A 13254-nucleotide genomic window follows, 5' to 3' on the forward strand; every position below is an offset into this window, starting at 1 on the left:
GAAAACCACGGATTCGGCACGTAAAGACCACTGATCGCGGTGTCGATGGGTGATGATGTCGGGGTGACGACAACGGGGCCGGGTGAGGTGTCGGCGCGCGAGGCGGAGGTTCTGGAGGCGCTCGGCGCGCGGCTGTCCAACGCGGAGATCGCGAGCAGGCTGCACATCTCGGTACGGACCGTCGAGAGTCACGTGTCCTCGCTGCTGCGCAAGTACGGCGTCGCCGACCGGCGGGCGCTGGCCGCGCTCGCCGGCGGGGCGGCGCCGGCCGAGGCCGTCCCACCGCCGCGGCCGGCGGCCCCGCCGGGACGGATGGCGGGCCTGCCGGCGGCGCTGACGTCGTTCGTGGGCCGCGAGCGGGAACGCGCGGCGGTCCTGGCGGCGTTCGGCGAGTCCCGGCTGGTGACGCTGCTGGGTCCGGGCGGGGTCGGCAAGACCCGCCTGGCGGCGGTGGCCGCCGGGGAGGCGGCGCCGTCGTTCCCCGCGGGCGGCGCGTTCGTGGACCTGGTCCCGGTGGGCGGGGGTTTCGTCGCGCAGACGGTGGCGGCGGCGCTCGGCGTCACCGAGCGTCCCCGGCAGCCGCTGGAGGACGCCGTCGCCGAGCGGCTCGGCCGGGGCCGGTCGCTGCTGGTCCTCGACAACTGCGAGCACCTGCTCGACGCGGTGGCCGGGTTCGTGGAGCGGACGCTGTCGGTCTGCCCCGGTGCGAGGGTGCTGGTGACCAGCCGTGAGCGGCTGGGCGTGCCGGGCGAGAGGGTCGTGCCGGTCGCACCGCTGCCGCCGGGGTCCGACGCCGAGCGGCTCTTCCTCGACCGCGCCGCCGCGGCCGATCCCGGGTTCACCGCGGATCCCGCCGTGGTCGCCGAGCTGTGCGCCCGGCTGGACGGCATGCCGCTGGCCATCGAACTGGCCGCGGCGCGCAGCGCCTCCCTGGGCGCCGACGGCCTGCTGGCCACCCTCGACGACGTCCTGCGGCTGCTCGCCGGCGGGCGCGGGGCGGTCGAGCGGCACCGTTCGCTGCGGGCGGTGATCGGCTGGAGCCACGACCTGCTCGGCGAGGAGGAGCGGACGCTGTTCCGGCGGCTGGCCGTCTTCACGGGCGGCTTCGACCTCGACGCCGCCGTCGCCGTGACGCGCGCCGGGGGCCGGGGTCCGGTCGCCGACGTGCTGGGCCGCCTGGTGGACAAGAGCCTGGTCGTCCGGCGGGGCGGGGAGAGCAGGTGGCGGCTGCTGGAGACGGTCCGTGCCTTCGCCGCGGACCGGCTCGCGGCGGCCGGCGAGACGGACGAGACGCGGCGGCGGCACCTGGAGTGGGCGACGGCCGTCGCGACGGCGCTCGCGGACCGGCAGGCCGTCACGACCGCACTCCCCGACCGGCAGGCCGTCACGACGGCACTCCCCGACCGGACCGCGGGCGCGACCGCGCTCCCCGGCCGACCCGCGGACGCGACGGCGCTTTCCGGTCAGGGGCCGGATGGGCGGCGCGACGACTTCGACGCCGGGTTCGACGCCGTCGCCGACGACCTGCGCGCGGCGCTGGCGGGATCGCCGCCCGGCCCCGGCGAGACGCCGCACCGGCTGGCACGCGCGCTGGGCCGCCTGTGCTACGCGCGGCGGTTCCTGACCGAGTCGCTGGACCACTACCGGGAGGCGGCCGAGCGGGCGCCCCACCCGGGTGAGGCCGCCCGGGACCTGCGCAGCGCGGCCGACGGCGCGCACGCCGTCGCCCCGGCGGGCCACCACGCCTTCGAGCTGCTGCTCGCGTCGGCCGGGCGGGCCCGCGCCGCGGGCGACGGCGACGGCGTGGCCGTGGCGCTGGCCTCCGCGGTGGTCACCGCGAACCGGTTCTCCGCGGGTTTTTCCGCCGACGTCCCCCACGAGCGCCTTTCCGCCCTGCTGGAGGAGGCCGCCGCGGCCGGAGACCGGGGGGATCCCGTCGTGGCGGCGCTGCTGGCGGCGGCGGCCGCGTGGAACGCGGGCCGGGAGAAGATGGCGCCGGACCCGGGGCTGGCCGCGGCCGCCGCCGAGGCGGCGCGCGCCACCGGCGACCCGGTGCTCGTCAGCGGGGCCCTCGACGCGGTGAGCACCGCCGCCGCCACGGCGGGCCGGCTCCGGGAGGCGTACCGGGTCACCCGCGAACGGCTCTCTCTGCTCGCCGCGATGTCCCGCGACGACCCGCGCTCCGCCCCGGAGGTCACCGACACCTACAACATGGCCGCCACCTACGCCGTGGCCACCGGCGACCTGCGGACCGCGCTGGAGACCGCCCGGTCGGCGCTGGAGGACGACCTGCTGGGCGGTCACTCCTACCTGTCGGAGAGCAGCCTGGTCCTTCCCCTGGCGCTCACCGGCGAGTTCGACGAGGCGCTGCGGCGGGCGGACGGGATGTGGGACGGCTGGGAGCGCGCCGGCGGTCCCGTGGCGGGCTGGATGTCGCCCGCCGTGGCCGCCGTGGCGCTGGTCCACGGCCTGCGCGGCGACGACCACCGGTACCGGTTCTGGCGCGCCCGCGCCACGCAGGTGTCGGGCGGCCCGCGCAACCACGCGACGTTCGCGGCGTTCGCCGACGCCCGCGTCGCCGTGCACACCGGCCGGTTCGGCGGCGCGGCCGGCCTGGTGGAGCTCGTCTTCACCGACTTCCCCCAGGGGCGGTACCAGACCTACGCCCGCGCCGCCGGAGCCGAGCTCGCCGTCGCCGCCGGGCTGCCGGACGCCGCCGAACGGCTGGCCTCGGCGTCCGCCGTCGCGGGTGAGAACGACTGGGCCGCCGCCTGCCTGGCCCGCGCCGAGGGGCGGCGGAGCGGCGACGGCGCCGCCCTGGCGGCCTCGGTGGCGGGCTGGGAGCGGGCCGGCGCCCGTTTCGAACGGGCCTGCACCCTGCTGCTGCTGCCGGACCGCGCCGCCGAGGGCCGCGCCGAGCTGGCCGCGCTGGGCTGCCCCGCGCCCGCCTGAACCCGGCGGTGGAAGACGGCCGCGGGAATCGGGGACGGCAGACGGCTGTGCGGCGCGTCGGGCCCCGGTCACACGGGGACGCGGACCGCTCCGCGCCCGTCCGGGACCGGCGGGAGACATGACCGGACCGCGGGCGGCGGGCGCCCGCGGTCCGGATTACCTCACCTGGCGTCCGCGCTAGGCGGCGCAGCCCTCCAGGCCGGCCGGCGGCACAGTGCCCTTCGCGCCGAAGAAGAGGTTCGCGCACTGGCCGAGGAACGCGGGGTTCTCCTCGGGGACGAAGTGCCCGGCGTCGGGCGCCACCGCCGGGCGGACGTCGGTCGCGACCTGGCGGAACGAGCCGGCCACGCCCTCCCCGAAGGAGTACTGCCCGCCGACGGCCAGAACCGGCGCGGTCAGCTTCGTGCCGGCCCCGGCCTTGTTGTTCTCGGCGTCGGCGGCGAAGGCCCGGTAGTACTCGTAGCCCGCGGTCCGCCTGGCCGGGTCGGCGTAGGCCTGGAAGTACGGCTCGGCGTTGATCGCGCCCGGCTGGTGGCTGAAGCCGAACATCATGCCGAGGTAGGTGCGGACGTCGTCATTGTCCATGATCGTCTCCGGGATCGGAGCCGGGGACATGTTGAACCGGAAGTGCCAGCTGATGCCGTACAGGTCCTCCAGGCCGAAGCCGGCCAGCGGCGTCTCGACGACGGCGATCCGGCTGACCTCGCCGGGGAAGTCGCGCGCGTAGGGGTAGGCGACCAGCGCGCCGAGGTCGTGCCCGATGATCCCGACCTGCTTGAGGCCCAGCTTGACGACGGCCTCGTGGATCCTCTTCGCGGCGGTGGCCTTGTCGTAGCCGCCGGACGGGATGGAGGAGTCTCCGAGTCCCGGCAGGTCGAAGGCGATGACGGTGTGCTCGCGGGCGAGCGTCGGCATCACCTTCTCCCACATCTGCCAGGTCTGCGGCCAGCCGTGCAGCAGCACGAGCGCCGGGCCCGAGCCGCCGCGGACGTAGTGGAGGGTCCCGCCGGTCACGGAGACCTTCCCGTGAGTGAAACCGGGCGCGAGCTGCGCCGTCCCCTCCGACGGCCTGGTGGCCGTCCGGCTCACGTCGGCGCCCGCGGCGCCCGTGGTGAGCAGGGCCGCGGCGGCGGCGGTGAGCGCGGCCACGGCGAGGCGCGTCCGCCTCATGCCGGTCCGCCCCGTCCGCCGGGTCCGCGCGGTTTCCTGAGCTGGCTGCATATCCGATTGTCCCTTTCGTTGTACTTACCGAGTGCACGGGAGATCCGGGTCCGGCGGTGGGGGGTACCACCGGGCCCGGGAAGACCGGGGACCGCCGCGCTCCCGCACGCGGCGGCCCCGGTGCCTTCGGGTCAGCGCGCCAGCACGGGGATGCTCGGCTCGACCGGCTTCTTGCCGAACCGGTTGCGCAGCCGCATGGCGGGCTTCTCGACGGCGTAGTAGCTCACCAGGGCGGCCACGAAGCTGCCGGCCTGGACGATGAGCCACGTCAGGGGGAAGTTGTCGGACGACATGGTGCCGCCGGTGTAGAAGAGGATCATCGGGATGTGCCAGAGGAACATCCCGTAGGAGACCTTGCCGATGTACTGCAGCGGCCGGAAGGTCAGCACCGACTCGATGAACCGGGACCGCACCCCCGGCACGGTCAGCGGCGCCAGGAGCAGGAAGACGATCAGCAGGTCGATCGGCTGGTCGAACAGGACGACCGCCGTGGTCGGGTAGTTCGCCGTGCCCTGGCCGCCGACGGGTGAGAAGCAGAACAGGACGATGACGACCAGCGCCGCGAGCCAGCACCAGCCCGGATACCTCGCCACCAGGCGGTAGGGGGCGAGCATCGTCGTGGGCGACGCCTCGGCGGCGGCCGACATCGCCGCCAGGGCCATGCCGACGGCCAGGTAGCCGAACCATCCGGGCGGCCAGTTGCCCTGGACGGGGTACGGTCCCAGCGCCGCCGAGTGGCTGTAGGCGCTGAACGCGTAGCCGATCACGATGATCGCGGCGATCGGCACCAGGATGCGGCGTGCCTTGGCGGCCGGGTCGGCCACCCGGCTCGCGAGACGGCCGGCGAACCACGCGAAGAACGGCAGCAGCACGTAGAAGGCGCTCTCGGTGGCCATGCTCCAGGTCGACTCGAGACCGGCCGGGATGGCGCCCGCGTTGTAGACGTGCTGCATGGACAGCACCCGCAGGGCGTACCAGATGTCGGTGACCTGCTCGCGGCCGAGCGTGAGCATCACCACGACCGACACCAGCCAGAACGCCGGGAAGATGCGCAGCGCGCGCCGCCAGGCGTAGGCCTTCAGGTCGGGCCGCGCCGTGCCGGCCATGGTCGCCAGGGCGAAGGGACGGTAGATGAGGAAACCGGACAGGGCGAAGAGGATCGGCAGGGACTCCCTGGTGAACCTCTCCAGCACGACGGCGAAGGCGCCGTTGCCCGGGTAGTCCCCGAACCCGATCTGCCCGGCGGTGAACGCCGAATGGATGGTGATCACTGCCAGTACGGCGATGGCCCGGATCCCCTGCAGCTCGGGGAAGTACTGGCGCTTGGTGTCACGGGTCTGCGGGGGCTGGGTGTCCGGCCCACCCCTACCTGTCCCGCTGACGATGTCTGTTGCCATGGCCGCTCCTTGAGGAGTTAAACGACCCCTTAAGGGTGGGTGCGCGGTGATCGGCGGCGCATCTCCTGGATTGCGGCATCGGTGGCGCCAGCGGAGCGGATGGTTTAAGGGGTGGACGTGGCGAACGGGACGGAAGTGACGACTCCGACATCACCGGTGACGGTTCCGGCGGCCGTCCCGGCGGGATCCCCGGCGACGGCTCCGGAGACCGTCCCGAAGGTCCCGGAGGTGTTCCGCGGGGACGCCGGGCCGGGCCGGTCGAGGACGCGGGAGAGGTCGGCGGTCAGGGCCGCCGCCAGCTCCGGCAGGTGCTCACGCGGGAAGAAATGGCCGCCCTCGAACAGCCGCAGCCCCAGGAAGTCGCGGGTGTGCGCCCGCCACTCGGCCAGCTCCCCGGGAGGCGCCACCGCGTCGGCGGTGCCGCCGAAGGCGGTCACCGGGACCGGCAGCGGCGGCTCGTCGCGGTAGGCGTAGGAACGGCACAGCGTGAAGTCGGCCCGCGCGACGGGCAGGGTCAGCGCGAGCGCTTCCGGGTCGTCGGCCATCTCCGGCGGCAGCCCGCCCAGGGACCGCAGCGTCGCGGCGAAGCGGTCGTCGGGGTCGGCCGGGTCGGGGGTCAGGGCCGCCGTGGCGCCGCGCACCGGCCACGCCGCCAGGGCGAGCAGCGACGGCGGCGGCGTGCCGTCGCGCAGCAGCGCCCGGGTCAGGCGGTAGCCCAGCAGCGCCCCCATGCTGTGCCCGAACACGGCGTACGGCACCGCACCGGCGGCCGGGCCACCGGCCCGCTCACCGGCCGGCTCGCCGGCCCGTGTTCCGGCCCGCGTCTCGGCCAGCGCGTCGGCCAGCCAGCGGGCCGCCTCCTCGCAGTCGGTGAACGGCGCCTGACGGTGGCGGCCCGGACGGCCCGGCAGGCGGACCGCGCGCAGTTCCACCCATGGCGGCAGGTGGCGCGTCCACGGGCGGAACATCGAGACGCCGCCGCCGGCGAACGGCAGGCCGTACAGGTGGACCCGCGCCGCGGGACGGGGCTCGAACGTCAGATACCACGAGGGCTGGGTGACCATTTCGCTCCGGATCTCCTCGCGACCGGCCACCCGGATCAGCGGGCGGCCGATCGTCTCCTTCACCTCCGACCGGCCGCTCGGCACAGCGGGCGGCCGGTCGTCCTCCTCACCTCGACCGGCCGCCCGAACCGGCGAGCGGCCGATCCCCTTCGTCTCGCGACCGGCCGCTCAGATCAGCGAGTGGCCGATCATCTCCTTCATGACCTCGGTGGTGCCGCCGTAGATGGTCTGCACGCGGGTGTCGACGAACGCGCGGGCCACCGGGAAGTCACGCACGACGCCGTAACCGCCGTGCAGCTGCAGGCAGCGGTCCACGACCTTCTGGCACAGCTCGGTGTTCCACCACTTGGCCATGGCCGCCTCCTCGGCGGCCAGCCGCCCGGCGGCGTGCTCGGCGACGCAGCGGTCGGTGAACGCGCGGGCCACCGCCAGCGCGGTGGACAGCTCGGCGAGCACGAAGCGGTTGTACTGGTGGTGGCCGACGGGCCGTCCGAAGACCTCGCGCTCCCGGCAGTAGGCCAGGGTGTCCTCGAGGACCTTCTCGGCCGCGGCGAGCGCCGCCACCGCGATCATCATCCGCTCCTGGCGCAGGGTGCGCATCATGTAGGCGAAGGCCCGGCCCTCCTTGCCCAGGAGGTTGGCGGCCGGGACCTCGACGTCGTCGAAGAACAGCTCGACGGTGTCCATCGCCCGCATGCCGATCTTGTCGAGCTTGCGGCCCCGGGTGAAGCCGGGCCGGTCGGCCTCCACGGCCAGCACGCTGGCGCCGGAGGCCGCCGGTCCGCCGCCGGTGCGGGCGACCACCAGGAACAGGTCGGCGGCCGAGCCGTTGGTGATGAACGTCTTCTGGCCGTTGAGCACGTACCGGTCGCCGTCGCGCACCGCCCGGGTGCGCAGCCGCTGCACGTCGCTGCCGGCGTCCGGCTCGGTGATCGCGATCGCCGTCACCAGGTCCCCGGAGCAGAAACCGGGCAGCCAGCGCCGTCTCTGCTCCTCGGTGGCCAGGGTGCGCAGGTACATGCCGGCGATCTCGTTGTGCAGGGACAGCGCCGGGGCGTACACCCCGGCGCGGGCCATCTCCTCGGCCAGGATCACGTGGTGGCGGTAGTCGGGGTCGCCGCCCCCGCCGTAGGAGGCGTCGACGTCCATCCCGAGCAGGCCGCACCGGCCCGCCCTGCGCCACACCTCGCGGTCGGCCCCGCCCTCCTCCTCCCATCGGGAGTAGGAGGGCAGGATCTCCTTGGCCACGAAGGTCCGCACCAGGTCGCGGAACGCCTCGTGCTCGTCGGTGAACACGTCACGGCGCATCGATCGCTCCGGCGACCGCGTCCGGCACCACGGGCGCCCAGGACGGCAGGATGTCCCGCAGGCGGTTCATCATCACCTGGCAGTACGCGGCGTTGTGGTCCAGGCTGCGGCGGCGCGGGTAGGGCATCTTGTGCCGGCCCGCGTGGTTGACGCGCAGCCGTACCGTGTCCGCGCCGTACGTCCCGAACCCCGGCAGGTCCGCCGCGAGGTCCGCGGCGAGGTCCCGGGGCTCCTCCGTGACGACCAGGCCCGGCACCGTCTCGAACGACGACAGCATCTCCACCGCCTCGGCCGGCAGCTCCGCCACCAGGTCGTGGCGGCCCCGCGAGACCACCCGCACGTGCTCCAGCGCGACGGTCGGCTCGACCACCGCCTCCCGGTAGACGTACGGCCGGGCCAGCAGGTCCAGCTCGAAGGCGATCCGCACCCGGCGGTCGGCCAGCCAGCCCCGTTCCCGCAGGAACCCCTCCAGCAGCGCGTCCATCTCGGCCCGGTGGGAGTGCAGCACGTAGTGCAGCACCTTGCCGATGTTGTTGATGTCGTAGTTGCCGAGGGTCTCCACCGAGTCGGAGAAGAACCGGCAGATCTCGGTGTCGGTGCGGCGCCGGAAGTAGTCGGCGGCCATCGTCAGGAACTCGGTGTGCGAGCACACCCCCGACCGGTCCAGCTCGCGGGCGACGTAGAAGCCGGCGCGGGCGTTGTACAGGCTGATCACCGCGTAGTAGAACCACACGCCGGCCTTGAAGTCGTCGCGGGTCACCCAGTTGGTCGCCACCACCACGTCGGCCTCGGCCACCGGGTCGTCCACGCGGACGGTGACGACGCCCAGGTCCTCGCGCCGCTCGTACATCGGGGTGTTGCGCAGCAGCAGCTGCGGGTAGGCCACCACCGCGTCGGCGCCGGTACGGCACAGCTTGCCGATGCCCTCCCGGAAGGAGTCCAGGGTCTCCCCCGGCAGCGGCCAGATCAGCTCGGTGTAGGAGCTGATCTGCTTCTCGCGCAGCTTGGACTGCAGCTCGACGTAGGTGGACTCCTTGATGTTGGACCGCTCGACCAGTTCGAGGGTCTGCGTGCTGAGGGTCTGCAGCGACACCGGCTGGCTGGTCAGCATGCCGCCCTCGACGAGGATCTCGGTGATCTCCGTGACCCGGTCCGGCCGGTTCTTGGCCGCCTGCATGGTGACCATCAGCGGGTAGCCGTTACGTTCCTTGCACTCGACCATGTGCCGGGTCAGCTCGACGTCGCGGGGCAGCGCCCCCCAGTTGGCGTCGGCGAGGAAGATGCTCTCGATGCCGTGCTCGCTGATCCACGTCAGGTCCGCCTTGACCCGGTCCAGCTCCCAGCGGTGCACCTTGTCGTTGGTGGCCGCGCCCCAGTAGCAGTACGTACAGCGGAAGGGGCAGCCGCGGTTGGTCTCCACGACGGCGAAGACGTACTCGCCGCCGTCGAAGACCCCGGCGGCGAACGGCGAGGGGATCTCGTCGAGCTCCTTGATGCGGGCGGGCTTGTCGGTGGTGACCAGCGCTCCGTCCGACCAGTAGCTGATCCCCGGCACCCTGCCCAGGTCGGGGACGCTCCCGGGGGCGGTGTCGGCCACCTCGCGCAGGAAGGCGGTGAAGGGCTTCTCCCCCTCGCCGTTGCACACCGCGACGTTCTCCCAGTCGGCGGGGACGTACTCGGCGGCGTGGTTCATCACCTGCGGGCCGCCCAGGATGAAGCAGGCGTCGGGGCGGAGCCGTACCAGCTCGTCCAGCAGCGCCTTCATCCGCCGCATGTTCCACAGGTAGCAGCTCATCGCGTAGACGTCGGCGTCGGCCTCCAGCATCAGCGCGACCAGGTCCTCGACCGGGGTCTGCACCTCGGGCGCGTGGATGGTGAAGTCGCACGTCGCGGCGACGTCCTCGTCCTGCTGGGCGTAGGCCTGCAGATAGCCCGAGGCCAGCGGCAGGGTGTGGGCGTAGACCGACAGCTCGACGAGACTGACCTTCAGCCGCCTCATGATCCCGCCTCCCCCGTCTCGGCGATCCACGCGGCCAGCTCGTGGAGCACGTCGTACTCGAAGAGGTCGTCGGCGCCCAGCCGGATGCCGCGCTCCCTGGCGCGCGTCGCCAGGCGCATCGCCTGCAGGGAGTCGCCTCCCAGGTCGAAGAAGCTGTCGTCGCGCTTCACCGAGGTGATCTGCAGCACGTCGCGCCACAGGTCCGCCATCAGGCGCTCGGTGTCGGTACGGAAGTCCGGCGCGGCCGGCCCGGCCGGGGCCTGGGCGGGCAGCGGGCGGGCGGCCAGCGCCCGGCGGTCGGCCTTGCCGTGCGGGGTCAGCGGCAGCGACTCCAGGGTCACGACGGCCTGCGGCACCATGTAGTCGGGCAGCCACCCGGCCAGGTCGCGGCGGACCTCCGCCGCGTCGGGCGGGTCGCCGGGGCCGGCGGGCACCACGTAGGCGACGAGCCGGTCGCCGGTCTCGTGCTTGACGGCGACGGCCTCGCGCACCCCGGGCAGCCGGTGCAGCGCCGCCTCGACCTCGCCGAGCTCGATGCGGAAGCCGCGCAGCTTCACCTGGTCGTCGGCGCGGCCGATGAAGTCCAGCGAGCCGTCGGGCAGCTCGCGCACCAGGTCCCCGGTGGCGTACATGCGGGCGTCGCCGTCGGGGACGAACGGGTCGGAGAGGAACCTCTCGGCGGTGAGCTCCGGCCGGTCGAGGTAGCCGCGGGCCACGCCCGTCCCGCCGATGTGCAGCTCGCCCGCGGTGCCGGGCGGCACCGGGCGGCGCCGCGAGTCCAGGACGTAGGCCCGCATACCGGGCAGCGGCCGGCCGATCGACGGGACCTCCTCGCGCCCGGCGCGCGGCGGCACCTCGGCGAAGGTGGCGACGACCGTCGTCTCGGTCGGACCGTACAGGTTGAACAGCCGGAACGGCAGGCCCGGCCGCGGGTGGCGGTGCAGCTTCTCCCCGCCGGTCAGCATCACCCGCAGCGCGCCGCCGTACCCCCGCCAGTCCTGCTCCAGCATCTCGGCGGCCAGCGCGGTGGTGAGGAAGCAGACGGTGATCCGCTCGTCGGCGAGCCAGCGCACGAAGTCGGCCGGGGAGTCGGGCAGCCCTTCGACGACGCACAGCGTGGCGCCGGCGGCCAGGCAGGGCCACACCTCCAGCGCCCAGGCGTCGAAGGACGGCCGGGCGAGCTGGGTCATCCGGTCGCCGGGCCGCACCTCGAAGGTCCGCCGGTGCCAGGTGACCAGGTTCGTCAGGCCCTCGTGCGGCAGCAGGACGCCCTTGGGGACGCCGGTGGAGCCGGAGGTGTAGACGACGTAGCACAGGTCGTCCGGCTCGGGCTCGGGGATCTCGGCGACGTCGCCCCCGCCGGGGTCGCCGCGCAGGGCCTCCTCGACGGTCAGCACCCGCGCCGGGCCGCCGGCGAACCGGGCGGCGCCGGATGCGCGCGTGACGACCAGTGGGACGCCCGAGTCGGTGAGGATCGAGGTCAGCCGGGTGTCGGGCTCGTCGACGTCGGTGCCGACGTACGCGCCGCCGGCGAGCAGCACCCCCAGGGCGGCGACGACCAGGTCGGGTGAGCGCTCCAGGGCCAGGGCCACGAGCGTGCCACGGGTGACGCCGCGGGCGCGCAGCGCCGCGGCCACCCGGCAGGAACGTTCGTACAGTTCAGCGTATGTCAGCACGGTTCCGGCGTGCGTGACGGCGGGCTGGTGCGGCTGCACCTGCGCCCACCACGCGACGCGCGCGGTCACGGCCTCGTGCGCGCCGCGGACCGCAGTGCTCGCCTCGGTCAATTTTGCCTCCAAGTTCCGATTTCCCGCGTGAAAGTTCGGCCGCCTCGCCCGGCACGGCGAAGACGGGCGGCAGAGGCGATCAATTCACTGGAACACGGGCCCTTTTCACGCCGCAGGTGACGGTAACGGTCGTATCGTCACCTGCGGTCTCGCCGTGACGCATCTCTTGAATTGCGAAGGGACGAAACCCTGGTACGGCGGGCGGACAATGCGGCCGGTAAATCACCGTTCCGCAATTCCGGAGATGCGCGCGGCGCTTTCCCGCGCCAGGGTTGTTCAGCGACGGATCGGCGGACGACAGGGGCGCGGGAATGACTTTCACGCTGCGGGCCGGGGAGACGGACACCGGGACGGGGACGCCCCGTCCGGCGCCGGGCGGGGCGTCCGCTGCGGACGGACACGCGACGGCCGGCCATGCGGCGGCCGGGCGCCCCGCGGCCGGATCCGCAGACGCGGCAGGCCGGGAGCCGACCGCGGGCGGAGACGCGACGGGCGGGCGGGCGGTGCTGGACGAGCGGACCGTGGCGGCCTACCTCGCGCGCATCGGCGCCCGCCGCCCGGCGCGGCCCACCGCCGACGCGCTCGCCGAGCTGCACGAGCGGCACGTCATGGCGGTGCCGTTCGAGAACGTCGACTTCCACCTGCGCGTGCCGATGGACATCGGCGCCGGCGCCATCGAGAAGATCGTCGCCAGGCGGCGCGGCGGCACCTGCTACGAGCTCAACGGGGCCTTCTCCGAGCTGCTGCGCGCCCTCGGCTACGACGTCACCGTGCTCGCCGGGCGGGTCTCCGAGCACGGCGTGCTCGGCCCGGTGCTCGGGCACATGCTGCTGCGCGTCGTCGCCGAGGACTCGCCGCACCCGTGGCTGGTGGACGTCGGCTACGGCCGGGGCGCCCGGCGGCCGCTGCGCTTCGACTCCCTCGAACCGCAGCGCGACCCGCACGGGGTGTTCCGGCTCACCGAGGGCGCCCCGTACGGCGACCTCGACCTGCTGCGCGACGAGGTCCCGCAGTACCGGATCGAGGCGCGTCCCCGGACGGTCGAGGACTTCACGCACATGTGGTGGTGGTACTGCAACTTCCCCGGCTCGCCGCACCTGACCCACCTGTACTGCACGCTGCCCACCCCCACCGGCCGGGTCACCCTGAGCGGCGACACGCTGTCGGTGCGGGAGGAGGGCCGGCGGGAGAAGCGGGTCCTCTCGGGCGACGAGGAGGTCCGCGCGGCGTACCGCACCTGGTTCGGCCTGGAACTGGACGAACTCCCCCCGCCGCCCGCGCCCTTGGAACCGTGACGGCCGCGTCCGGAGGAACCACGTCCGCTCCTGCTGAGCCGTGACGGCCGCGTCCGGAGGAACCGCTTCCGGAGAGACCGACCGCGACCGCTCCCCCGGAGCCGTGACGGCCCGCGCGGCGGGAGCCGGTTCTGTTCCCGCGAACCCTCGCCGTGGCGAGGATCCGCGGAACTGAACCTAGGGCCTGTACGGACTTCGAATCTTCAGGCGGGTTGAAGGCTTCGGATCCAC

Annotated in this window: 8 protein-coding genes; 2 read left to right on the forward strand and 6 right to left on the reverse strand. The window is 73.9% G+C overall.

Features of this window, described 5'->3' with window-relative positions; all coding sequences use genetic code 11:
* Nucleotides 1-63 precede the first annotated feature (63 nt).
* Complete coding sequence (locus AB0D67_RS26225; protein WP_362941120.1) at nt 64-2952, forward strand: LuxR C-terminal-related transcriptional regulator; 2889 nt, start codon at nt 64-66, stop codon at nt 2950-2952.
* 177 nt (nt 2953-3129) lie between these two features.
* Here the strand turns inward: AB0D67_RS26225 and AB0D67_RS26230 are convergent, their stop codons facing one another.
* The 6 genes from AB0D67_RS26230 to AB0D67_RS26255 all read right to left on the reverse strand — a co-directional run bounded on the left by AB0D67_RS26230 (nt 3130) and on the right by AB0D67_RS26255 (nt 11728).
* Nucleotides 3130-4122 carry an alpha/beta hydrolase gene (locus AB0D67_RS26230; protein WP_362941123.1) on the reverse strand — a complete coding sequence of 331 codons (993 nt, stop codon included), beginning with the start codon at nt 4120-4122 and terminating at the stop codon, nt 3130-3132.
* 182 nt (nt 4123-4304) lie between these two features.
* Nucleotides 4305-5570, reverse strand: coding sequence for an acyltransferase (locus tag AB0D67_RS26235; RefSeq protein ID WP_362941126.1), 1266 nt, complete (start codon nt 5568-5570; stop codon nt 4305-4307).
* 104 nt (nt 5571-5674) lie between these two features.
* Nucleotides 5675-6697, reverse strand: a complete 1023-nt coding sequence (locus tag AB0D67_RS26240; RefSeq protein WP_362941129.1) for a thioesterase domain-containing protein — start codon at nt 6695-6697, stop codon at nt 5675-5677.
* A gap of 105 nt (nt 6698-6802) precedes the next feature.
* Nucleotides 6803-7942 carry an acyl-CoA dehydrogenase family protein gene (locus AB0D67_RS26245; RefSeq protein ID WP_362941132.1) on the reverse strand — a complete coding sequence of 380 codons (1140 nt, stop codon included), beginning with the start codon at nt 7940-7942 and terminating at the stop codon, nt 6803-6805.
* A complete protein-coding gene (locus tag AB0D67_RS26250; protein ID WP_362941135.1) occupies nt 7932-9941 on the reverse strand; it encodes a cobalamin-dependent protein in 2010 nt (669 codons plus the stop codon). Before AB0D67_RS26250 ends, AB0D67_RS26245 begins: the two co-directional genes overlap by 11 nt.
* Nucleotides 9938-11728 carry a non-ribosomal peptide synthetase gene (locus AB0D67_RS26255; protein WP_362941138.1) on the reverse strand — a complete coding sequence of 597 codons (1791 nt, stop codon included), beginning with the start codon at nt 11726-11728 and terminating at the stop codon, nt 9938-9940. Before AB0D67_RS26255 ends, AB0D67_RS26250 begins: the two co-directional genes overlap by 4 nt.
* 503 nt (nt 11729-12231) lie before the next feature.
* Between AB0D67_RS26255 and AB0D67_RS26260 the strand changes: the two genes are divergently transcribed.
* Nucleotides 12232-13023 carry an arylamine N-acetyltransferase gene (locus AB0D67_RS26260; RefSeq protein WP_362941141.1) on the forward strand — a complete coding sequence of 264 codons (792 nt, stop codon included), beginning with the start codon at nt 12232-12234 and terminating at the stop codon, nt 13021-13023.
* Nucleotides 13024-13254: the final 231 nt, after the last annotated feature.

It is taken from the genome of Streptosporangium sp. NPDC048047 (assembly GCF_040653115.1).
GTDB lineage: Bacteria > Actinomycetota > Actinomycetes > Streptosporangiales > Streptosporangiaceae > Streptosporangium.